Below are 21489 nucleotides of genomic sequence, written 5' to 3' on the forward strand. Positions count from 1 at the left end.
GCCCGATCGGCAGATGCCAGGGTGAACAGCCCCGCGCCTAGCGAGAGCGGCGCTCGCGAGCGCCCGTGCCTGTCCGCCGCTTCAGTGTTGTGACGACCACCGTCTGACGACAGTACCGGTGGGATGCTGCGCGAGGGGCCAAGATCACACCAGTGGTGGCTCTTCAAGACCCTGCAGGTGTTGGGTCTCGTTCAGAGACACAACCTGATGGCTGAAGGGGGTGTCGTTGCGCAGGAGGGTGGTGATACCGCCTGAAGTCAGCGGAAAGAAGACCCGGTCTGTCGACGTCATCGGCATACCGATCCAGGCAGCAATCAGATAGCTCGACGCGGACCCGTGAGACACCACTATCTGGTTCGCGACTGGTCGACGGAGGATGTCATCGAGGGCCGGGTACAGGCGTTCGACCAATGCCATTCGTGTCTCCGCACCAGTTGGTCCGTCGTGGTGGCCGAGTCGATCGCCGTATTCCGGAAGTGGGATGCGGCGCTCGGCGAGCCACGCTTGCGGACGCCCGTCAGCCTCACCGTTGCACCTCTCGCGAAGCCGCGCATCAGTCCGAACCTCGACGAAGAACCTCCGAGCAATTCGCTCTGCCGCTTGACTGGCTCGACGCAGATCAGAGGAGTAGACCTCGACCGGCTGGCGTCCGATCCTGCTCGCCAGGACCTCGGCGATGCGTTCGGCCTGCAGGCGCCCACGGGCTGTCAGGTCTGAGTCGTGCCAGCCTCCAACGACGCCGTCAACGTGATGCTGTGCCTCGGGATGCGTGACGAGGTAGATGTGTCTCATTCCCCTCCTCCGACCCACCTTTGCAGGCTCAGAGCCTCTCACGAGTCAGCACCGCCAAGGCGTCACCAGCCGCGTCTTCAATAGCGTTTGTTCGCCCGAACGCTCACCTAAGCCGGCTGTAACGTCGGCCGCCGTCGGCTCCGAGATCGTCATCGACTGCTCTGACTTCACGACCCCCACCTCGTCAGTGTTGCCCTAGGCAAGTGGTTGGCGCCACACCGGGCGAGCCCGGATCCCTTGCTGGACAGTCTCAGCCCGAGTACCGCACGTGACTGTCCGGTCGCTGCACCGGATTCGCCCTGCAACCGCTCGGGCCAGTCCGGACTCGTGATCACGTCGCGGGAAAGGATTGGACGGGGTGATGCTCGGGCTTGTAGCTTGCAGTGGACCGTGACACCGCCCGAGGAGGTGAGACCCATGAAGGCTGTATCGATGTGGGTGCTCCCTCTTCCCGTCACGGTCGGGCGATTGACGTAGGTGTCGCCCGGAGCGCCTCGGCAACTTGGCACTCCCGAAAGGCAACACCTATGCACTCTCCGCAGTTCACCGCCGAGCCGTCGTCGAACGATACGGTCGAGCGCGACTTCACCGCGGGCGACGTCCCCGGACTCCGGTTGTCGGCCTCCCGCGCCGATCGCGCGCCCCTCATGTTCGACGTGATCATTGCCGGGTGCGGGCCGACTGGCGCGATGCTGGCCGCCGAATTGCGGCTGCACGACGTACGGGTACTCGTTCTGGAGAAGGAAACCGAGCCCGCGTCGTTCGTCCGCATAGTCGGTCTGCATGTTCGCAGTATCGAGCTGATGGCGATGCGCGGACTGCTGGATCGCCTTCTCGAACGCGGGAGACAGCGTCCGGCCGGCGGATTCTTTGCCGCCATCACCAAACCCGCGCCCGAGGGCCTGGATTCCGCGCACGCCTATTTGCTGGGCATCCCGCAGCCGGTCATCGTTCACCTGCTCGAAGAACATGCGATCGAACTGGGTGCGCAGGTCCGGCGCGGTTGTGCGGTGGCCGGTTTCGAGCAGGACGACGAGGGTGTGACCGTCGAATTGGCCGACGGGGAACGGCTGCGTTCGCGCTATCTCGTCGGCTGTGACGGCGGGCGCAGTACGGTGCGCAAACTGCTCGGCGTCGGCTTCCCCGGCGAGCCCTCGCGGACCGAGACGCTCATGGGCGAGATGGAAGTGGGTGTGCCGCAGAAGGAGATCGCCGCCAAGGTGACCGAAGCCCGCGAGACCAACAAGATTTTCAGTCTCGGGCCCTTCGGCGAAGGGCTCTATCGCGTCGTAGTCCCTGTCGCGGGAGTCAGCGAGGCGGCAGTCAGCAATGATGGCGCGGAACCTCCCACCCTCGAGGATTTCAAACAGCAGTTGCGCGCCATCGCCGGAACCGATTTCGGCGTGCACTCCCCGCGCTGGTTGTCCCGCTTCGGGGATGCCACCCGGCTGGCCGAGCGTTATCGGGTCGGGCGGGTCCTGCTGGCCGGCGATGCGGCACACATCCATCCACCCACCGGCGGACAGGGCCTCAATCTGAGCGTTCAGGACGCGTTCAACCTCGGCTGGAAACTGGCCGCACAGATCCGCGGCTGGGCGCCGGAAACACTGCTGGACACCTACCAGGCCGAACGTCATCCGGTCGCCGATGACGTGCTGGACAACACCCGCGCCCAGATCGAACTGCTGTCGACCGAACCGGGCCCGCAGGCCGTGCGCAGGCTGCTCACCGAACTGATGGACTTCGACGAGGTGAACCGCTATCTGATCGAGAAGATCACCGCGATCGGCATCCGCTACGACTTCGGCGAAGGCCCCGACCTGCTCGGCCGCCGCCTGCGCGACATCGACGTGAAGCAGGGCCACCTCTACGGTCTGCTGCATCGCGGCCGCGGCCTGTTGCTGGACCGCACCGAACGTCTGACCGTCGGCGGCTGGTCAGACCGGGTCGATTACCTCGCGGATCCCACTGCGGTACTGGATGTTCCGTGCGTCCTGCTACGCCCCGACGGCCACGTGGCCTGGATCGGCGACGATCAGCAGAGCCTGTACGACCACCTCTCCCGCTGGTTCGGCAAGCCCGCCAACTGATTTCGCCTGAGCAACGAAAAGGCCTATCGGAATGCTGGAGACAGCATCAGCCGTGGTGCTCTGGCGCCAGGTCGGCCTGTGAGAAGAGTTGGCCTCCGAGTGACGACCGGAAGACGGCGGAAGAGCACCGCGGCAGTCAAGACCCCGCCCCCAGGACTCACCCGTGACCGCGCTATTCAGCAACAGCGGCAGCGAACTACCCCGTCGTCCGCGGGATCGCTTGACAGGTTCGGTGAAGAACCCGCGTCATTTCAACTCGTATCTGGGTCCGCCTGGCATACCGTGCTTGCCTGGTAACTGCTCGACAGCCTTGGCGAGCTCGAGTTCAACCGGGCCTGAGAGTTCGGGCGACAAGTTGCCCATGGCCACAGTGTCGCCCCGCGCTGAGTTTTCCGTCCCGCTCACGCGTGTGACAACACGGCAACAGCCTGACCCGCGCCGGCATGCAGGCGGCAGCGATGTCGCGATCTGCTCCGGGAACCAGGCCGCGTCGTACTGGACGAACCCCAGAAACGCGGGTGCATCGATGAACTTCGAGTCCTAGAGTGCGTGGGGTGAATCTTTCGCATCTCGGTGCGCCGATCGGGCCGATGATCCGCGTCCACGGCGGGTTCGCCAACCGGACGTACCGGCTCGACACCGACCAAGGGTCGTTCGCGGTGAAGGAGTTGAACCTCCTCGACCGCCGCTGGACCTACCGCATCGAGGACGTGTTCAGGTTCGAGCGGGCGGCCTTCGCCGCCGGCATTCCGATGCCGGAGCCGATCTCCGCCAGCCACCACACGCTCGTCCACCGGTGGGTCGAGGGAAAGAAGATGCCCGAAGCACCAGTGTCGGCGGCGTACGCGTTCGAGATCGGTGAGATCCTCGCGCGCATCCACGCGCTCGACGTCAAGTGGACCCACGGGTCGATCGAGGACCCGGCGTCACGGGACTGGCCCGAGCTCGCCGAGCGGGCGGCGTCGACCGGACAGCCGTGGGCCAACGAACTCGACTCCCAGGTCGAGACGCTCCTCGCCATTGCCCACTTCGTCGACACCTGCGAACGGCCAGGCCCCGTTGTACTGACCCACAGAGACATCCAACCGTGGAACCTGCTCGCTCGAGACGGTCGGCCAATAGTGCTCGACTGGGAGCTCTCGGGGATGCTCGACCTGGCCGGTGAGCTCGGTTCGACCGCGCTGAGCCTCGCGAAGGGACCTGGCTTCGACAACATCGAGCCCGCCATCTTCCGCTCGGTCCTCGACGGCTACGTCGCAGGGGGCGGAGCGCTGCCGCCGGCGGGTCCAAGCTGGTTCGTATTCATGATCGGCGGCTGGCTGGGGCACACAAGGTGGAACATCCTCCGTTGCCTGGCCGGTGTCGAGGCGAGCACAGGCCCTGACCTCGCGCTGTCGCACGAGTCCGTGCGCAACGGCGTGCGCGGCCTACCCGACATGTTCGGCCGACTTCCAGAGCTCGAGACGCTGCTCGTGTGACTGACCCGCTTCTGCGCGCCAAGAACGCCTCTACTTGACTAGTTCAGTGAAGCAGCCCGTCCCACTTGAGCTCGTACCTGCCCGCGTTCCACGGCATTCAGTCCTGCTCCGCTCGGCGGAGCTCTGCGCCGGGGATCCACACGATCTCTCTGTCGGTGCACCGGACGTGGCCGATCCACTCCCCCATTCTCATGAGCCCAGGCGTTCAGAACGCCGGCAGGCTGCAAGGCGCGCTCGACAGACCAGCCCGGTCGGAACTCATCGTCACCGTTATCGTCGAGCCACGGAACCTACCGGAAGTCGCGTGAGTTGGTCTTTGCCGCGAGTGAGAGTCGTTCTAGGCGGTCGGCGACGAGGTTGACGACGCCTTTGGCGCGTTCGACGCGGCCGCGGATGATGAGGGCGTTGGAGTCGCGGGCGATGCGGGCGTATTTGTTCCAGCAGCCGACGGAGATGACGACGTTGATCATGCCGGTTTCGTCTTCGAGGTTCATGAAGGTGACCCCGGAGGCGGTGGCGGGCCGTTGCCGGTGGGTGACTGCGCCGGCAGCTCGGACGCGGGTGCCGTCTTCGGCGTCGCGGAGCTGTTCGGCCGACAGGATGCCTGCGGCGGCGAGTTGTGGGCGGACTTCTTCGATGGGGTGTTTGCCGGTGGTGATGGAGGTGGCCCACAGGTCGGCCATGACGATCTCGACGTCGGTCATGCCGGGCAGCATCGGTGGCGGCCCGGCGGCGGTGACACCGGCGAGCTGGCCGGGGCGTTCTTCGGCGGCGCGGCCGGCCTCCCAGATCGCCTGCCGCCTGGTGAGGCCGAAGCAGTCGAAGACCCCTGCGGTGGCGAGCGCCTCGACCTGCGGCGCGGTCAGCCCGGTACGACGGACCAGGTCGGCCATGCTCGCGTACGGGCCGTTGTTGGTGCGTTCGGCAACGATCTGTTCGGCGATCTTGGTACCGATCTTCTTCACCTCGGCCAGCCCGAGCCGGACCGAGTACCGGCCGTCGCGGCGGTGGATGGTGCTGTCGAACTTGGCGCGCTCGTCGAACTCCCCCACCGGCGGCTGCGGATCATCCAAACAGTGAGGGTTCGCAGTGGGCGCGGTCTTCAGGTCGTCGCCGTCGAGTTCCTCGAGTTCGGCGTAGACGCCGGACAGGTGTAGGTCGGGGCGGCGGACCGTGACGCCGTGGCGGCGGGCGTCGGCGACCAGGGACTGGGGTGAGTAGAAGCCCATCGGTTGCGCCCGCAGCAGCGCGGCGAGGAACGCGGCCGGGTAGTGCAGCCGGAACCAGGTGGAGGAGTAGACGAGTAGCGCGAAGCTGATCGAGTGGGATTCGGCGAACCCGAAGTTCGCGAACGCCTCGATCCTCGCGTAGATATCGTCGGCCGCCGCGCCGGTGAGCCCGTGGCCTGCCATCCCGTCGTACAGCTGCTGTTTGAGGGAGGAGATCTTCTCGATGCCGCGCTTGGAGCCCATCGCCCGGCGCAACAGGTCTGCCTCGTCGCCGTTGATGCCGCCGATCGCCATCGCCATCTGCATCAACTGCTCCTGAAACAACGGCACCCCCTTCGTCCGCTCCAACACCGGCTCCAGCGCAGGGTGGGGGTAGGTGACGGGTTCCTCGCCGTTCTTGCGGCGAATGAACGGATGCACCGCATCGCCTTGGATCGGTCCGGGCCGGATCAACGCGATCTCGATCACCAGGTCGTAGAACCGCCGCGGCCGCAACCGCGGCAACGTCGCCATCTGGGCGCGGGACTCGACCTGGAACACCCCGACCGAATCGGCGTTGCACAGCTGGTCGTAGACGCCGGGCTCCTCCTTCGGGATGGTGTGCAGCTCCCAGCTCTCCCCCAGCTTCTCCCTGACGGTGTCGATCGTGTACTGCAACGCGGCGAGCATCCCGAGACCAAGCAGGTCGAACTTCACCAGCCCCATGTAGGCGCAGTCGTCCTTGTCCCACTGCAGCACCGTCCGGTTCTCCATCCGGGCATGCTCGATCGGCACCACCTCCCCCACCGGCCGCTCCGTCAACACCATCCCACCCGAATGGATCCCCAAATGCCGCGGGAACTTCAACAGGTCCTCGGCCATCGCCACCACCGGCCCCGGAATGTCGTGATCATCAGAGCTGACCTGCCCGCCCCACGAGTCGACCTGCTTCGACCACGCGTCCTGCTGCCCGACCGAGTAGCCGAGCGCCTTGGCCATGTCCCGCACCGCGGAGCGGGGTCGGTAGCTGATCACGTTCGCGACCTGCGCCGCGTTGCGCCGCCCGTACTTCTGATAGACCCATTGGATGACTTCCTCGCGCCGGTCGGAGTCGAAATCGACATCGATGTCCGGCTCCTCCTCCCGCGTCGAGGCCAAGAACCGCTCGAACGGCAGCTCAAACAGAATCGCGTCCACCGCAGTCACGCCGAGGGTGTAGACGACGGCGGAGTTCGCCGCCGACCCGCGCCCCTGGCAGAGGATGCCTTGGGAGCGGGCGAACGCGACGATGTCGTGCACGATCAGGAAGTACCCCGGGAAGTCGCGAGCCTCGATCACCGCGAGCTCCTTCTCGAGCCGCTCGTAGGCATCGGGGCGTTCCTCGCGGGAGCCGTACCGTTCGGCGGCACCGTCCATCACCAGGTGCCGCAGCCACGACATCGGCGTGTGGCCGGCCGGGACCTCCTGCTTGGGCAGCTTCGGTTTCGCCTTGCGCAGGTTGAACGCGAGCTGGTCGGCCAGCTCCACCGACCGCGCGACCGCGCCGGGGAAGCTGCGGAACATCTGGGCCATCTCCGCACCCGAATGCAGGAACGCGTTCGGCCCGGCCGGCAGCCACCCGTCCATCTCGTCCAGCGACCTGCGCGCCCGCACCGCGGCCAGCGCGGCAGCCAACTTGTGCCGCTTGGGTGCCGCGTAGTGCACGTTGCCGGTGGCAACTGTTGGCAGGCCCGCGTGACGGGCGAGGTCGGCCAGGGCGTGGTTGATGGTCGAATCGACCGGGTTGCGGTGGTCGATCAACTCGACCACGACCCGGTCCTTGCCGAACAACGCCGTCAACCGGTCCAGCTCCTTCGCCGCCCCAGCGGCGTCGTAGCCCGATGCGTGGGGGCTGGCCAGCGCCTGGCGGACGAGACCCTTGCGGCAGCCGGTCAGGATCACCCAGTGATCGCGGCCGCGGTCGGCCAGCTCCTCCAGGTCATAGACCGGGCGGCCCTTCTCCCCGCCCGCCAGATGGGCCTCGGTGATCGCACCGGACAACCGGTGATACCCCTCCTGTCCCTCCGCCAACACCAGCAAGTGGCTGCCTTCGGGGTCGGCGACACCGTTCTGCGGATGCGTCAACCCCATCGACAACTCCGCACCGAACACGGTGGTCATCTCGTAGGCCGCGGCGGTCTCGGCCAACCGAGCGACCCCGTAGAACCCGTCATGATCAGTCAGACCGATCGCGTGCAATCCGAGCCGGACGGCCTCCTCCACAAACTCCTCCGGCGACGACGCACCGTCGAGGAAGCTGAAGTTCGAATGCGCGTGCAACTCCGCGTACGGCGTCACCGGGCCGTCCGGACGCCGGGCGCGCTCGTACTCCGGCGGCGCGTACGGCGCGCGGTGCTGCGACCACGCCGGACTGTCGCCACCGTCGGCCTCGACCGGCCGGCCACCATGCCCGTCCGGGCGGGACCGGTCCGACAGCATCCGCTCCAGCTCCGACCACGGAATCGGCGGATTGTTGTAGCCCACCGTGACCACCTCGCTCCCCGTACAGGCGGCCCTGTCCAGCCACCCAGACCCCAGTAGAACATACTTTCGATTGATGGCATCCTGTGGTCATGTTCGGACGATTCAAGGTGCGCCCAGACACCGAAGCCGGCCAGTACGGCGTGTGGGACGGCGGCAGCAACGGCTGGCGCGGTCGCGGCCTGCTCGAAGCCGCCGCACACCAACTCGCGGCCGACCTGGAGCTGCAATACGACGCCCACGGCCCCCGCGACGCAGCCACCGTACGACGGCTTGAGGCACCGCAAGAAGTCGATCGGGCCACCTGGGAGGCCGGCGGGCTGCTCGACGCGTGGGTGTTCAGCCGCCGCGACGGCGAATGGATCGGCCGCGTCCGCAACCCCGACGGCACCATCAGCTGGCTGCGCAGTACCGAACTCCGCATCCACCAAACCCCCACCGGCTGACCGATGGCCCGCGGATGCGTGGGTTTCTGTCGGTGTCGTCGGTGATCATCGAAGTACAGCGCGGGTGATTGGCGGCGGAGCTGATGGCACGGAAATCAGCAGGTAGTCAGGCTGTCCGGAGGACCCGGTAACGCCCAGGTGTTCTACGTCGACGACTGGGACGAGCGTCCTTTCGTCGGGGTCTCTAGGCGCGTCGCGCACTGTCGTGTTGAGGGTGTTGATCAGTACGTGTGCGACACCCATGTCGGGAAGTGGAGCTGCCTGGGTCGACGGCAAGCAGGCTCCTGAATGGGACCTCGGCGCTTCCCGGATCGCGGCAGATCCGATACACCGAGGCCCGGCGCGCGCATGCGGCGGCTCGGAGATCAGCCGCCGCTGCCGTACGGACGGGTGATGATCTCCAACCAGTGCCCGTCAGGGCCCTCCCAGTAGAGGCCGCGGCCACCGTCCCCGTGGTTGATCTCTTGCGGTTGGCGCTTGAAGGGGTCGGCCCACCACTGGCGGCCGTTGTCCCGCAAGCGACCGAGGATGAGGTCGAACTCCTCCTCACTCACAAGGAAGGCGTAGTGCTGGCCGTGGATCTCGCCCTCGGTGTCCATGAAGTCCAGGCTCGCCGCGTTGTCCAACTTCAGCTCGGCGAACGGGCCGTACGCTCTCGCCTCCGGCAGACCGAGCACCTCGCCGACATCGCGAGCAGCAGCCCATCGGTCCTTCACGTGCACGATTGTGTGGTTCAGCTCGATACTCATCGGGCTCTCCTGGCGGGGCCGGTCCTCAGCTGGCGCGTGGTCACCACTCTGCACCCCGAACCCGTTCCCGTGAAGACCTCCACGTTGTTCCACCGTGGGCCTATCCTCCGCGAGTCATGGTTGTGCGATCGAGCGGCGTCGTCGCGTCAGGCGTCAGGCGTCAGGCGTCGGGCGCGGGTTGCCAGGCATACGGCGGAGAGACGCGGTGCGCGATGGCGGCCGCCTCGATCCGGTTCGGCACGCCGAGCTTGCGCAGGATGTGCGAGACGTGGACGCCGGCCGTTCTGACGCTGATGACGAGTTCCGCGGCGATCTCACGGTTGGTGTAGCCCCGAGCGAGAAGAGCGAGAACGTCTGCTTCACGCGGGCTTAGGCCGAGGGTTTCCTCCGGGCGCTGCTTTCTGCTGGACGGCTCGGCCTCCGGCGGCGCGAGCTCGAGCCGTGCCCGTTCCGCGAGTAGCTTCAGCTCGCGTAGCAGAGGCTTTGCTCCACTGCGGGCTGCGAAGGCATACGCGTCCATGAGCGGCGCACTCGCCTCGCGGCGGGAGGCGCCGGCAGCGACCAGGGCCTCGGCTTCGCGCCAGCGGCAGTAGGCGGCGAGCGGCGGGCGTTCGAGCCGATCCCAGGCGGCTGCGGCCGCCGACCACGGGTCGGGCTGGGCGATGTCGTGGGCGCGGTTGTATTCGGCCTCGGCCAGGGCGAGCCAGCCGGCGGCGTTCGGTGTGACCGCTGAGGCCTCGGCGGCGTCGCGGCGAGCGACGGCGATGAGCTTGCGTGCCCGGGCGAGCCAGCCCTCGCACGCGTCCCCATCATGCCGGGCGCGTGCGAGGGCTGACAGCTCCGCCTGTGCGCGGAGCCCTTTAGCGCAGAACCAGACCCGGAGCTGGGCGGCCTCACCGGAGCACGCCCCGGCCAGGCCGTCGCGTACAGCCTGGTCGGCCTCGGTCCACCGGCGCTGCCACAGCGCGAGCTCTGCGAGATAGACGTCGTATATCCCCTGCCCACGGTCCTCGCGCAGCGTGGCCAGCGCGGCGTTGAGGTGTGAGCGTGCGGCCTCGAAGTCGCCGCGGCCGACCTCGAGGTCGGCGCGGAGCATGAGGAGCATGTACGGGAAGCTCGCGGTCGTCGCGCGCAGCGCGGCCGCGCTAAGGCTGTCGGCTTTGTCCCACTCGCCGATGGCGAGCAGCGCCTCGATGGAGTTCGCCACGAGCGGGACGCTGTCGATCCCGTACCGGCGCATCAGCTCGAGGCCCGCGTTCCCCAGTCGCGCCGACTCCTGGGGCCGGCCCAGCATCGTCAGCGCGTCGGTGAGATTCACGTACGCCCGGTCCAGGCCGATGTGATCGCCGATCTCCTCGGCGAGCTGCAAGGCCTGACGAAGATGGGTCAGACCCTCCTCCCCGCGGCCTAGGTAAGCGAGGTCGCCCCCGCGCACGGTGAGCGCTCGGACCTCGGCGTCGCCTGAGCCGACGCCCTGAGCGAGCGCGAGCGCCTGCTCGCCGATCGGGAGCGACTCCGCATGGCGCCAGGCCACCATCAGCCCGCCGGCGAGTGATCCCAGCGCGTACGCGCGCTCCGCTGAGGGCAGCTCCGGCGGCACGAGCTCGACCGCGCGCTCCAACGCGGCGAGTCCGGCGTGGTCATCGCCGGTCTCGTGGAGGTACTCGCCGAGGCGCACTTGGAGGAGTGACGCACGGTGCGGGTCTTCTGTGCCGATGAGCTCGATCGCCCGCTGGGCGAGTTCGACCGCGCGCGGGGCGGAACCGACTTGGCTGGCGAGCTCTGCTGTCCAGGCGCAGAGTTCGACAATGCTGAGTCCGGCGAGCTCGGCCGGGGCCGGCACCGTATGCCAGAGCGCGAGCGCCCGCTCGAGATGCGTGTGAGCCTCCGCGAGGCCGAAGATCGCCTCCGCTTGGCGTGCAGCGTCCACGGACGCGGCGAGCGCCTCCGCGCTGCGACCCGCCGCCTCCCAATGCGGCGCGAGCTCCGCCGGCGTCGCAGCTCCGCTGCGTGCGAGCTCGGCGGCCAGCTTCGCGTGAAGCTCCTCGCGCTCGCCGGGCAGGATTGTCGCGTAGATCGCCTCCGCGAGCAGGGCGTGGCGGAAGCGGAAGCTGCCGGTGGCCTGGTCGGCGACGAGAACGGCGTGCTCGACCGCCTCTCGGAGCGAGTCATGTACGTCGTGCTCCGGGCGCGCAGCGAGTGCGCTGAGCAGCGGGTAGCCGACGTCGCGTCCGGCAGCCGCGGCCAGGCGCAGCAGGGTCTGCGTCGGAGGGTCGAGCTGTGCGACCCTCTGCAACAGCAGGTCGCGAAGGCCGTGCGGGAGCGCGCCGTTCTGGTCGCCGGCCGCGGAGAGAAGCTCTTCTGCGAAGAAGGGATTGCCTTCGGATCGGCTGACGATCGCATCCGTCAGCGCCGCTGGCTGGGTAGCCTCGGCGTGGGCCGCGAGCAGCGCCGCCATCTCCTCGGGCCTGAGCGGACCAAGCTCCAGCACGAGCGCTGAGCCTGAGCGCCGGACGCCCGCCGCAAGCCGGCGCATCCGCTCAGCCGAGGAGAGCTCGTCCGCGCGGTAGGTCGCAAGCAGCAGGACCGGCCGGTCGTCGAGGTTGTGGGCGAGGAAGACGACGAGATCCAGCGTCGAGGCATCAGCCCAGTGCAAATCCTCGAGCATGAGCAGCACCGGTGCGGCGGCCGCGCGCTCGCTGAGCAGGGCGAGCGTCTCCTCGAAGACCCGCAGTTGCGAGCCCACCATCGGCCCCTCCACCCGCGGAAGCTCTGCGAACGGCCGCAGAGCCTCGACGAACGGCTGGTACGGAAGTTCGGTGCCGACGAGATCGATCGAACGCCCGAGAAGGACCTCGAATCCTGCGTCGCGGGCGCGCGCCGCGAACTCGGACGCCAGCCGGGTCTTGCCGATGCCCGCGTCCCCACTGAGGAGCGCAGTCGTGCCGCTCCCCGCCCGCGCCGCGTCGAGGACCCGCTCGAGCTCCCCGAGCTCGCGTACACGTCCGACGAACACGCCGCTCACGAGAGCCCCCATCCAGGCAGTATCGCGCCGCCGGCACCGGCGCGAAAGGCTCTCGTACGCATACCGCGGCCGGTAGATACGTAGTCGGACGCGGAGGATAAGTCTCCCCGGCCGATGCGCCGCCGGCTTCTCCCCGGTGACGATCCTGTTGATCCGACAGACACGAGGGGGCCGAGACATGACAGCGATCACACAGCCCGCGTCGCTTGAGCAGAAGCCGATCGGGCCGACGAAGATCCACACGGTACAAGGCGGCGGCGGCCTGCGGCTGCACGTCCGCGAGTGGGGCAGGGCGGACGGGCCGCCCATCCTGTTCCTTCACGGCTTGTCGCAAAGTCACCTCTGCTGGGCCAAGCAGTACCAGAGCGCGCTCGCCGACGAGTTTCGGCTCGTGGCCTGCGACCTGCGCGGCCACGGGATGTCGGAGGCCCCCCTCGAACCGGACCACTACACCGATGGCGAGCTGTGGGCTGACGACGTGGCGGCGATCATCGAGCACCTGCGTCTCGACCGGGCGGTGCTGGTGGGCTGGTCGTACGGCGGCTTCATCATCTGCGACTACCTGCGCGCCCACGGCCAGCACCGGGTCGCCGCCATCGACTTCGTCGGCGGGGCCGTCAATCTGGGCGGGAAGGCGTTCGGCACGCTGATCGGCCCCGGTTTCCTCGACCATTTCGCCGACGCCATTGCAGACGACCTGCCGACCAACATCCGAGCCATGCGCGCTCTGGTCAAGGCCTGGCCGGCCAAGCCTTTCCCGCCCGACGACCTCGAGACCCTGCTGTGCTCCAGCATGACTGTGCCCGCGCGAATCCGCGCAAATCTCGCGGCGCGCGAGATCGACGGTGACGACGTACTGCGCACCCTTGAGGTGCCCCTGCTGGTCGCCCACGGCCGAGCGGACACCGTCGTGCTACCAGCGATGGCCGAGCACGTCCTCGCCGTCTGCCCGACCGCCGAGCCCTCCTGGTACGAAGGCGTCGGCCACACCCCGCACCTCGAGGAGCCGGAGCGCTTCAACCGCGAACTGGCCGCCCTGACCCGCCGCGTCTCCGCGTAGGGCCGGCTCAAAAGGTCGAACTGGCCGAACCCAACGGTGCCCGACAGTTACTGTGCACAGCCGGTCCGCCCAGATTGCTGTCGACCTCGCTGAGGAGGTCCATCCGCCAAGCCGAACACGATTGACCCCTACAGAATTGACCTTCACCCAGTCGCGGCGCGGGCCGGTCCCTGGTCGACGCGCCCTTGACCACGAGTCGCTCGAAACCGCAGGATTTGAAGGCGTCCAGCCACTCGCGGGCCTGGCCATCGCGCTATACGCCCGCGACGTTCCCAAAGCGCTCGAGGCTCTGCGCGCATCCAGACTCCCAGGGACGGACGCAACCATCACAGCCGAAGATCTTTCCCTAACAACCGGTTCCTAACATCGAGCCCCGGTCTATGAACGCTCACCGCCCAGAGTCCGTGCTTCAATGCATCTCGTAGACATGGGAGTCAGCCATGAGCTGGAGATAGCTGGCGAAGGCGCGGGCAGATACCCCTCACTCGACTCGTTCGCCGTCGGGACACGCGGGCGGTCACTGTGCGAGACGCACAGGGTGACCGCCTGACGGGCGGAACGCACCTAGGTGTAGCGACGCCAGAGTTCGTTGGCGCCGGATCTGAGGGTTGCTAGGCGGTGGGCGTGGACTTTGGCGATGTCGGGGCGGTTGCGGAGGTCGGTGATGACGCTGGTGACGAGGACTAGTTCTCGGATTCGGCGGAGGGTCGGCCAGGACGCGAGGGTGGTGACGTCTAGACCGTAGGTGGTGGCTAGGGCTTGGTGGTCTTGGATTGCGCCGAAGCGGAGGGCGCTGACGGCGGCGACGACTAGGTCATAGGCGAGGGGGCCGATGCTGGTGCCGTCGAAGTCGCACAGGACATAGCGGCCGGTGGGTTCTCGGAGGAGATTGCCGATGTAGGCGTCGCCGTGGAGGAGGCCCATCTTGAGGTCGGGGATCAGGGCGCGGTAGTCGGCTTCGATGTCGGCCCATTGTTGGGTGAGCCAGGCGTGGTCATCGGTGGGTAGGCCGTCGGCCATGGCTAGTCTGCTGCGAGCGCTGCCGAAGGGATCCCAGGGTTTGAGGCCGGTCATCGGGGTGAGTTTGTGCCAGCCGAGCAGCGGGGCTGCGAGTTCGGCTCCGGTCCAGTCTGGGTTGCTGCCTTCGAGAAGCTGCCAGATCGTTGCTGAGTAGTTCTCGAAGAGAACAGGCTGCGCCAAGCCGGGTGCGAGCCTGACGGCGGGGGCGTCGTGGTCTTGGAGCCACCTGGCGATGCGGGCGACGTGGTCGGCTCGTTGGCTGGCCAGATCGCCGGCACCGAACCTGACGACGACACCCTGGGTGGGGAGGCGGTAGACGGCGTTGTTCGTGTACTTGATGAGTTCTGCTTCGTCCGCGAGTAGGCCTGACTCTTGGCAGATGCCTTTTAGGGCGTGCTTCAGCCGTTGGTCGAGCTCGGCGGTCAGGTTCGTCATACAGTCAGTGCCTTCGGCGCAGTGGTGCGGACAGCTTCGAGTTGGTGCATCAGGTCGACCGCGTCGGAGTTGTGAGAGTGATGCGAGGCTGCGGTTGCGATCTCTGCAAGGCGGCTGACACCGCGACCACTCCGCAAGTGCTGCGCGTCGTTGATTACGTCGCGGGCCACGTCGACGCCGACCTCTAGCTCGTTAGTCCGAATCAGGTTGGTCGACAACACGATCCGATCGAACGTCCGACTGCGTCGAGATCGGTCCGGACCGGACTCCGTGATCGCCTGGTGCGCGAAAGCCACGGCGCGTACGGCGTACTCGCGGCTCTGCGCCGAGTCCTTGGCATACCCGGCGAGTGAGTTGTAGACGAGCGCCTGGTGCCCGGTGTAGTCGCCTGGAGTGAAGTACAGGGTGGTCCACGGCGAAACCCGGCTCTTGTCGGCGCGGCCCATTTCGTGCTCGGCGCGTGCGAGTGCATCGCGAACATGATCGTGTTTCCCGAGCATCGCATAGGCCAGAGCCTCGTTCGCGTGCAACCGTGCCACCTCTGCCGGATCGCCGGCATCTTGCGCCGCGAGTTGGCCCAGTTGGAGCATCTTGAGTGCTTCGACGGGCTGTGCTTCTTGCATGCTCACCCTGCCGAGGCGATAGAGGATCGAAGATGCCAGGGATGGTTCGTCGGCGTCCTTCGCGAGCACGAGCGCGTTCATGAGGAAGCGCCTTGCAGATGACTGATCGCCGATATCGTGGAACGACCAGCCGAGCATGCTGCTGAAGTCTGCGAGTGAGACCTTGAGATCCCGATGCGTACGCCGATCCGCCGCAGAGTGGATCATCCGACGGGCATAGCCATAGAACCCGCGCGCCGCGTCGACCGCCGCTCCCCCGCCGTAGCGCTGGTCCAGTTTGCGCAGTTCGGCTGTCAGCGACACGACCTGTTCGACGTCAGATTCGGTGATGACTGGCGGCACGGCCGCAACGCTGTTAGGAAACTCGGGCAACCATTTCTGAGCTTGATCATTCACGGATCCAAAGGCCACGCTCGCCACGGCGCCCGCGAAGTTCCTCCGGTCCTCTGGGGTCAGCTCTCGCGACTGGGAGCTCTCCGTCCCGCCTGTGGCGCTGTAGGCCAGACCCATCGAACCGCGCGGGATCTTGAATGCGTCCGCGACGCGTTCCAGGACGTCGTACGCCTTCACCTGGCGGCCGTTGAGGATCTCCGACACCTCGCCCTGCGACTGACACGTGCGTGCGCCGATCTGGGTCTGACTCCAGCCGTGGCGCTGCAGCCAGCGGAAGATGCCAGCTACGTCACGTGATGCTAGGACCGGACGGAGTTCGGGGCGGTCCCACCAGGCGGAGTCGAGCAGCGGCTGCGGTGCCGTCATCGTCACTCCTTGTCCCCTAGGCGGCTCTGTGAAGTTAGCCCGGGCGATCCGGTGAGTCTATCGGCGCCGCCGATAGGTCCTCTCGATGAGCACAGCCTGTAGTGGGACGGCTCACTACGACGCCATGGTGTGGATACAGAGAGTGAAACAACCCGACGAGCGACGCGGCCGGATCCGCACCGCCCAAACGAAGGAACCAGCCATGACGACAGCCCTCTTCATCGTGTCCTGCCTCGCCGCCGGCCTGACGATCGCGATGCTCACGGACGTACTGCGGGACCTCTCTGGCCGCAATGAATGATCAGAACGAGCTCATCAGATGACGAGCAGCCTTCCAGGCACCACCACCGATCACCGCGAGCGGGGCGACAGCATGCAGGCGCACGGCTACATCCGGAAGCACTTCCTCATGAACGAGGCGGAGCTGGCCAGAGCCCGGCAGATCATCGTCGAGACCGCTCAGCGCCGCGGCGTGCATCTCGCCGCAATCCACGTCGATGAGATCGAGACCTCTCCGGAAGCCTTCCATGACCTTCTCGCGGCAGTGATGCAGGACGAGGAGCGCATGATCATCGCGCCCGACCTGCACCACTTCGAGGTTGCCGGCGAACCTGCATCAGTCACCCAGCGGCTCGAGTCGAACGGCATCACGATCGTGGTCGGCCAATAGACGCCACGGCTGGAAGGACGGTCGGCGATGTCAGGCGTGCCAGCCCTCGGCTTCATCTCGATGCAATTCGTGCGGAACGCCGGTGAGCTGCTCGTCATCCATCGGAGGCTCACTGCCTACGCGGTCAAGCACGATCTGCAGCTGACGAAGGTGTACATCGAACAGCTCGGACCACCGACCGCGGTCTTCGATCTCCTCGGATCTTTGATGGAGTCCGAGGGGCAACCCCTCGTAGTACCCACACTGCATCACCTCGCCCTCCTCGGAAATCCGGCAGAGATCCGAGACCACCTCCGGCAGAGCAGCCACGACGTGCTGATAGCCAACAAGCCGGCGGAGCGGACGTGCTGAGGGACATCTCCTCGTTCTCCTCAAGTCCCGTGCACCCCGCGTCCGTTCCGCCGTTCCACCGGGAGCGCCTGCCCGGCCACCTCACCAACCAGCCAGCGCTCCCGCCCCGAAGCTGCGCCCGCTCGGCGCCCCGCGAGCCCCTCCAGCCGAGCGGGCGCAGCGTGGCACTCGATATCCCGGACGCCTGAAGCAGGCGAGCAGCTAATCCTTGGCCGTGGACTTGTCGAGCCAGCCGAGGTGCGGGCGACCCGGCCACCATTGGCGTCGCGCCGATTTCCGGGTTGTCCCACGGATGCTCGGCGAGGAGGAGCGTCTCCAGCTCGGGATACCGCGCCACAGAGGTCTTGAGAAGCACCTGCCACTCCTCGCCCTCGCCGTACTCCCCCGCATGCCAGAACACAGACACCACCGGACCGACGATCTGGGCGCCGGCCGCCAAGCCATTACGGACTGCCGATGCTGCAAGGCGAAATGCGTCCTCGCGCGTCGGCGCGGCTGTCGACACCTGCAGATGGCTCGTCACCTATGACCTGGGTCACATCAGGTCAGCGGGAGTACAGGGCCGTGAGACGGCCGCGGGCGATGGTCTTGGCGTCGATCGCTTTCAGGGCATCGTCGAGGCCGGCGCCGTCCGGGATGCCCGTCGGTCCGGACAACGCATAGACGGTGAAGCGATAGTGGTGCGTTCCGCTCGGCGGGCAGGGACCGTAGTACCCGGTCTTGCCTCCCGAGTTCTTCGCCTGCTTCACGCCCGGCGGTACCCCGCCTTGTGCCAGTGAGGCGGTTGTTCCTTCGAGGTCGAGCACGACCCAGTGGGTGAAGGTGCCCCGGGGTGCGTCAGGGTCGTCGACCACCAGAGCCAAGGCTCCGGCGTTCGCCGGGATGTCCTTCCAGGCCAGCGGTGGCGGCACACCCTCGCCGTCGCAGGTGTACTTGCGCGGGATTGTCTCGCCGTCGCGGAATGCCGGACTGGTCACGGTGATGCTGGAGGGTGCGGTCACGGCAGGCTCCTTCCCGTTCTCGGCACCGCCGCAGGCGGCCGTGCCGAGAAGCACGGTCACCCACAGCAGTAGCCGCAGTCGCACCCTTTCACGGTACTTGCTACCGCACTTGTTATCGCTCCGGCACGAAGACGACGTCACCAGCGGCAACTGGCGGTCTGACGTGGACAGGTTCAACCGGGTCGGTGACCTCGGTCAGGCGGTCGTTGGTGTCGCAGTGTAGGCCGCGACCTTGCCGAGTGGTGTCCGCCGGCAGCGCCACCACGATGCGGCAACACGGCGTCGGGTCTCGGAAGCGGGCCCCGAGGAGCCCCGGGCGTGCTTCAGCTGCGGGTTCTCCGTGAGAGTGCAGTTGACCGCACGACCTGAGGCCGGAGAGTCGCGTTCGAGGCGCCGACCCTTCCGCACTCCGGCCAGGCGGGCAAGCCGCCGGAATGACGGAAGGGACGAGCGGCGGTCAGACCAACTCGGGCACCCTCAGATGGTGGATGGCGAGTTCGCACTCGAGGACGTCCACGAACTCGATCCCGGTACGCTCGGCCATCGTGGCCCGCTGCTCGGCGGCGAACTCTCGGGTGCCCTCGAGGGTGGCCCTGCTCTCGAAGCTGACCGTGCCGCACAGCATCCCGGCCTCACGGTCGATGAGCATGCTCGCGCTGCAGAACCCGTCCTGGTTCTCCAGGAGCGGCAATACGTCGGTCTTGAACCCATCCACGGCGGCGCCCAGCTGACCCGCCGGTGGGCGAGCCCACGTCACCCTGGCGCAGGCCCCGGCAGGCGACTCGTGGTCACGGTGGAGGATCGCGATCTCCCACTCCTGGACCTCGAGGCCGTCCCCGCCCAAGGTCTCGAGCAGGCGCTGCCGGACGGGCTGGAGCTGCTCGTTGCTCGCGCGCATGGCCTCCTCGGTCTCCCACGAGCTCGTGGCGATGCAGCGGCCGCTCGACCGGTCGACCAGCATAGACAGGCCCATGCAGCCATCGATGTCGGTCATCATCGACATCAGTTCGTCATTGACCAGCGCGATGCCGCCATCGATACGGTCGGGCTGGGCCATCATGGTGGTGGAGCGTGCGTACACGGCCCACCTCCCTTCAAAGAGGCGACACCCCAGCGGCGTCGCCGGCACTCCTACCCTCGACCCGAAGCCCGTCCCCAGGCAATCCCCCAAACCGGGCGGACGGCCGGAGGTGACACGCTAACAGCGCCTAGCTGCACTGGGTGGATCGAGGCTTAGCCATTTGGCCAGTCGGGGCGGGCGAGGTCACCGTCATCGAGCCACGCGGTACCGGCCTCGTCTCGGTGTGGGCCCTGGTGATAGCCGAGGATGCACGGATCGTCAGTGTGTGGGTTGCGGCCGTCGCAATCCAGTTCTTGTGCTGAGCGCAGCACCGGCCAGTCGTCCGTCCGCTGCCTGGTCAGGTCCACCTTGTCGCACTCCGATCGCAGCTAACGCTTGGATCGGCCAGGGCGACAGGGCAGGGGAACCGCGTACCGCCCTACGCACGCTCGGGGCTCACCCATCGCCTTGACCGTGGTTAGACGGTAGGAGTTCGGAAGGCTCGGAGACTACGAACTTGCACGTACTTGCACGACTATTCGAGGGCCTCGAGTGCGGTGGCGATCAGGCGGCGTGCGGGGGCTCCGACGACGGCGACTTCGGCGAGGCGGGCGAAGGCGTCGGCGTACATCGCGACCTCGCCGGGCTGCGTGATGGTGAGGTAGCCGGAGATGAGCTCGACGTTGACCTGGGCGTCGTCGAAGATCCAGAAGTCCTCGACTGGGGGCATCGCCGTGCGGTCAGCGCCCAGGGGCAGAATGCCGAGGGAAACTGATGGCAGCTCGCTGACAGTTAGCAGATAGCCGAGTTGCCCGGCCATGATGTCCGTGTCCCCCATGACGTTTCGGAGGACTGCCTCCTCGATCAAAACGGCGAACGTTCTGTCCTTCTGGTGGAGCAACTTCAGGCGCTCGTTCCGCACGTTGACGGCACCCTCGACGTCATCTGGCAGTCCGCGGCGGGCTGCGGTGCCGCGAAGGAGTGCGCGCGCGTAGCTCTCGGTCTGTACTGCGCCAGGGATCAGCCAAGGTGAGTACGTACGAAAGCGTCTTGTGCGCTGCCAGACGGGCATCACTGACTCGTGGGCGCGTCGAAGCCCGGCGCGCTCCATCCGCCTCCACTGGACAAACATGCCCTCGATCGCTTCCAACGAAGCGATGAGATCCCCGGTCTGGTCAGAGGCGTCGCAATGTGCCGCCCAGAGACGGATGTCATAGGCTGACGGCGCGGTCTTGCCGTTTTCGATGCGCGAGACCTTTGACTCGTGCCAGCCGCAGGACGACGCGAGCGCCCGTGCGGTGAGACCGGCAGTCTTCCGGATCTCACCGAGACGGGCGCCGAAGTCGCGTTTGGCCTTCTGGGCGTTCGAGAAGGCAGGGGGTGTCGGCAACGGTTACAGGCCTCGTGTCAGCTCGGGTGGTACTCCTTGTGCGGGATCGCTCGATCCCATACGGCGTCGAACGCTGCTACGCACAACTTAGCCAGGTCCGGGTCGTCGGTGCGCTCTTCACCCACCCATGTTCCGTCGCCGTCGCTGAAGTTCCAGAGCACGATTTGCTCGTCGAAGATCCAGAAGTCGTTCGGTGGGACCAAGAGCCCGGTTGTTTGCTGGCGCGGCAGCCAACGCACTTGCTCGCCGGCGGCGATGTTGTGCGGCTCGGTGACGTCGTACTCGAACTGCACGTACTCACTGATCGGCTCCGACACGATGCGAGCACGCCGGACCTCGACTCCCCTGCCGGTCGTGTCACGCACCAGATCGTGGAACGTCTGCCAGCGCTCGGCAGGATCGAAATGATTGCCCGCCTTCCATTCGTTCCAGTCGGGGTCCTCGGGCTCGTACAAATCCCGGGTCTCGAGGTGCAGCGCGCTGCGCTGAGCCGACCGGAACAGTTGGAAGGCGAGAGGCTCAGCCGTCACCCATTGCTCCCCTCAGGACCGACGCCATCCGAGCCGGGATCCGCACCACCGTCTCGTTCTCCTGAACTGGAGCTGTGGCATTCACCTCGCCCATCGTCTCAGCGTCGAGCTTGTACCCCTGAATCACCAGGCTGCCGTCGGCCTCGTCGACCCACACGGTCGGACAGTTCGTATTCGGGCAGTTGGTATCTGTGCCGACGTATCGCAATGCCATGATCTCTACCCCAATCCCGTGAGCTTGCATGGACTTGCAGCATAGTTGGATGCGATCAGAAGCGAAGA

Annotated in this window: 17 protein-coding genes and 1 pseudogene; 6 read left to right on the forward strand and 12 right to left on the reverse strand. The window is 66.9% G+C overall.

The window, feature by feature from the left end; translation table 11 throughout:
- Positions 1-144 precede the first annotated feature (144 nt).
- Positions 145-792 (reverse strand): histidine phosphatase family protein, encoded by a 648-nt coding sequence (locus ACFPJ1_RS38955; protein WP_380111570.1) that lies wholly within the window; start codon positions 790-792, stop codon positions 145-147.
- A gap of 527 nt (positions 793-1319) precedes the next feature.
- Here ACFPJ1_RS38955 and rox point away from each other — a divergent pair.
- Together rox and ACFPJ1_RS38965 are read left to right on the forward strand one after the other, a co-directional pair.
- A complete protein-coding gene (gene rox, locus ACFPJ1_RS38960; protein ID WP_380111368.1) occupies positions 1320-2882 on the forward strand; it encodes a rifampin monooxygenase in 1563 nt (520 codons plus the stop codon).
- A gap of 554 nt (positions 2883-3436) precedes the next feature.
- On the forward strand, positions 3437-4360 hold the full coding sequence (locus ACFPJ1_RS38965) for a phosphotransferase family protein (RefSeq protein WP_380111369.1): 924 nt from the start codon (positions 3437-3439) through the stop codon (positions 4358-4360).
- A gap of 290 nt (positions 4361-4650) precedes the next feature.
- Here the strand turns inward: ACFPJ1_RS38965 and ACFPJ1_RS38970 are convergent, their stop codons facing one another.
- The gene (locus tag ACFPJ1_RS38970; RefSeq protein ID WP_380111370.1) at positions 4651-8091 is read right to left on the reverse strand and encodes an error-prone DNA polymerase; all 3441 of its coding nucleotides are present in this window, start codon (positions 8089-8091) and stop codon (positions 4651-4653) included.
- An 89-nt stretch (positions 8092-8180) separates the two neighbouring features.
- On the opposite strand from ACFPJ1_RS38970, the gene ACFPJ1_RS38975 reads away from it, so the two are divergent.
- Positions 8181-8534, forward strand: coding sequence for a hypothetical protein (locus tag ACFPJ1_RS38975; protein WP_380111371.1), 354 nt, complete (start codon positions 8181-8183; stop codon positions 8532-8534).
- Positions 8535-8899: 365 nt separating this feature from the next.
- On the opposite strand, the gene ACFPJ1_RS38980 is transcribed toward ACFPJ1_RS38975, so the two are convergent.
- Together ACFPJ1_RS38980 and ACFPJ1_RS38985 are read right to left on the reverse strand one after the other, a co-directional pair.
- Positions 8900-9283 (reverse strand): VOC family protein, encoded by a 384-nt coding sequence (locus tag ACFPJ1_RS38980; RefSeq protein WP_380111372.1) that lies wholly within the window; start codon positions 9281-9283, stop codon positions 8900-8902.
- 160 nt (positions 9284-9443) lie between these two features.
- Positions 9444-12320 (reverse strand): helix-turn-helix transcriptional regulator, encoded by a 2877-nt coding sequence (locus tag ACFPJ1_RS38985; protein ID WP_380111373.1) that lies wholly within the window; start codon positions 12318-12320, stop codon positions 9444-9446.
- Between the two features lie 166 nt (positions 12321-12486).
- Here ACFPJ1_RS38985 and ACFPJ1_RS38990 point away from each other — a divergent pair, with 166 nt between their 5' ends.
- Complete coding sequence (locus tag ACFPJ1_RS38990) at positions 12487-13368, forward strand: alpha/beta fold hydrolase (RefSeq protein ID WP_380111374.1); 882 nt, start codon at positions 12487-12489, stop codon at positions 13366-13368.
- Positions 13369-13932: 564 nt separating this feature from the next.
- On the opposite strand, the gene ACFPJ1_RS38995 is transcribed toward ACFPJ1_RS38990, so the two are convergent.
- Complete coding sequence (locus ACFPJ1_RS38995) at positions 13933-14823, reverse strand: phosphotransferase enzyme family protein (protein ID WP_380111375.1); 891 nt, start codon at positions 14821-14823, stop codon at positions 13933-13935.
- Positions 14820-16205 carry a helix-turn-helix domain-containing protein gene (locus tag ACFPJ1_RS39000; protein ID WP_380111376.1) on the reverse strand — a complete coding sequence of 462 codons (1386 nt, stop codon included), beginning with the start codon at positions 16203-16205 and terminating at the stop codon, positions 14820-14822. The genes ACFPJ1_RS38995 and ACFPJ1_RS39000 overlap by 4 nt, the downstream gene beginning before the upstream one ends.
- Before the next feature lie 319 nt (positions 16206-16524).
- On the opposite strand from ACFPJ1_RS39000, the gene ACFPJ1_RS39005 reads away from it, so the two are divergent.
- On the forward strand, positions 16525-16875 hold the full coding sequence (locus tag ACFPJ1_RS39005; protein ID WP_380111377.1) for a hypothetical protein: 351 nt from the start codon (positions 16525-16527) through the stop codon (positions 16873-16875).
- A gap of 27 nt (positions 16876-16902) precedes the next feature.
- Entirely contained in the window at positions 16903-17226 is a 324-nt protein-coding gene (locus tag ACFPJ1_RS39010; RefSeq protein WP_380111572.1) for a hypothetical protein, read from the forward strand.
- Positions 17227-17527: 301 nt separating this feature from the next.
- Here the strand turns inward: ACFPJ1_RS39010 and cutA are convergent.
- The 6 genes and pseudogenes from cutA to ACFPJ1_RS39040 all read right to left on the reverse strand — a co-directional run.
- Positions 17528-17749, reverse strand: a pseudogene (gene cutA, locus ACFPJ1_RS39015) (divalent-cation tolerance protein CutA); the annotation flags it as partial.
- Between the two features lie 22 nt (positions 17750-17771).
- Positions 17772-18311 (reverse strand): YbhB/YbcL family Raf kinase inhibitor-like protein, encoded by a 540-nt coding sequence (locus ACFPJ1_RS39020; RefSeq protein ID WP_380111378.1) that lies wholly within the window; start codon positions 18309-18311, stop codon positions 17772-17774.
- Between the two features lie 373 nt (positions 18312-18684).
- Complete coding sequence (locus ACFPJ1_RS39025) at positions 18685-19308, reverse strand: hypothetical protein (protein ID WP_380111379.1); 624 nt, start codon at positions 19306-19308, stop codon at positions 18685-18687.
- 514 nt (positions 19309-19822) lie between these two features.
- Positions 19823-20677, reverse strand: coding sequence for a helix-turn-helix domain-containing protein (locus ACFPJ1_RS39030; RefSeq protein ID WP_380111380.1), 855 nt, complete (start codon positions 20675-20677; stop codon positions 19823-19825).
- 17 nt (positions 20678-20694) lie between these two features.
- Entirely contained in the window at positions 20695-21207 is a 513-nt protein-coding gene (locus ACFPJ1_RS39035) for a DUF6879 family protein (RefSeq protein ID WP_380111382.1), read from the reverse strand.
- Positions 21197-21364, reverse strand: coding sequence for a hypothetical protein (locus ACFPJ1_RS39040; protein WP_380111384.1), 168 nt, complete (start codon positions 21362-21364; stop codon positions 21197-21199). Before ACFPJ1_RS39040 ends, ACFPJ1_RS39035 begins: the two co-directional genes overlap by 11 nt.
- Positions 21365-21489 lie beyond the last annotated feature (125 nt).

This window comes from Kribbella qitaiheensis (genome assembly GCF_042657745.1).
In the GTDB taxonomy this organism is placed as follows: Bacteria; Actinomycetota; Actinomycetes; order Propionibacteriales; family Kribbellaceae; genus Kribbella; species Kribbella qitaiheensis.

Bases quoted from the DNA above. Each gene is read 5' to 3' on its own strand.
- ACFPJ1_RS38975 (WP_380111371.1), top strand. From the start codon at position 8,181: ATGTTCGGACGATTCAAGGTGCGCCCAGACACCGAAGCCGGCCAGTAC.
- ACFPJ1_RS38990 (WP_380111374.1), top strand. From the start codon at position 12,487: ATGACAGCGATCACACAGCCCGCGTCGCTTGAGCAGAAGCCGATCGGG.
- ACFPJ1_RS39010 (WP_380111572.1), top strand. From the start codon at position 16,903: ATGTCAGGCGTGCCAGCCCTCGGCTTCATCTCGATGCAATTCGTGCGG.
- ACFPJ1_RS38985 (WP_380111373.1), bottom strand. From the start codon at position 12,320: ATGGGGGCTCTCGTGAGCGGCGTGTTCGTCGGACGTGTACGCGAGCTC.
- ACFPJ1_RS39000 (WP_380111376.1), bottom strand. From the start codon at position 16,205: ATGACGGCACCGCAGCCGCTGCTCGACTCCGCCTGGTGGGACCGCCCC.
- ACFPJ1_RS38980 (WP_380111372.1), bottom strand. From the start codon at position 9,283: ATGAGTATCGAGCTGAACCACACAATCGTGCACGTGAAGGACCGATGG.
- ACFPJ1_RS38995 (WP_380111375.1), bottom strand. From the start codon at position 14,823: ATGACGAACCTGACCGCCGAGCTCGACCAACGGCTGAAGCACGCCCTA.
- rox (WP_380111368.1), top strand. From the start codon at position 1,320: ATGCACTCTCCGCAGTTCACCGCCGAGCCGTCGTCGAACGATACGGTC.
- ACFPJ1_RS38955 (WP_380111570.1), bottom strand. From the start codon at position 792: ATGAGACACATCTACCTCGTCACGCATCCCGAGGCACAGCATCACGTT.
- ACFPJ1_RS39005 (WP_380111377.1), top strand. From the start codon at position 16,525: ATGACGAGCAGCCTTCCAGGCACCACCACCGATCACCGCGAGCGGGGC.